The organism is Paramagnetospirillum caucaseum (genome assembly GCF_000342045.1).
GTDB lineage: Bacteria > Pseudomonadota > Alphaproteobacteria > Rhodospirillales > Magnetospirillaceae > Phaeospirillum > Phaeospirillum caucaseum.
In genome coordinates this window covers 1-453 of sequence record NZ_AONQ01000210.1, presented here as the reverse complement: position 1 = coordinate 453, position 453 = coordinate 1, and the positions used below count along the sequence as shown (strand labels likewise).

Below are 453 nucleotides of genomic sequence, written 5' to 3'. Positions count from 1 at the left end.
ATATTCATCTGCGGTAAGTCCGTGGCCGGTCAGCAGATGCCGCTTCAGCATCTTCTGCCGATCACCGCATTCCAAACAGACAATGTAATCTGGGGTCACTGACCGCTTCACAGAAACGGCAGGTTGCTGCCGTTCAGCCGGTGCTGAAGCAGGGTTGTCCGTAGTGGCTAAAGTCGAATAAACGGACTTGATCAGGCTTGGGATTTCAGTGGCTGCCAAGGCGGTGCCACCCAAGTAGGCGACCACGATCTTGGTCGTCAGAGCCTTGATGTCATCGGCCATTGATGGTGTCCTTGAGGCTCTTTCCGGCGGTGAATTTGGCAGACTTGCTGGCCGCGATGGTGAGGGTCTTGCCAGTCTGCGGATTCCTGCCTTCACGTGCAGGACGGGCAGAAACCGAGAAAGTTCCGAAGCCAACCAGACGCACATCATCGCCGGACTTCATGGCGGTGG

General features: G+C 56.5%; 2 protein-coding genes. Both read right to left on the bottom strand.

The features are described from left to right. The coding region (locus tag H261_RS24470) for a MucR family transcriptional regulator (RefSeq protein ID WP_008622986.1) at positions 1-282 on the bottom strand (282 nt) is incomplete at its 3' end. Continuing rightward, the coding region (locus H261_RS23040; RefSeq protein ID WP_008622985.1) for an HU family DNA-binding protein at positions 272-453 on the bottom strand (182 nt) is incomplete at its 5' end. The genes H261_RS23040 and H261_RS24470, both read right to left, overlap by 11 nt.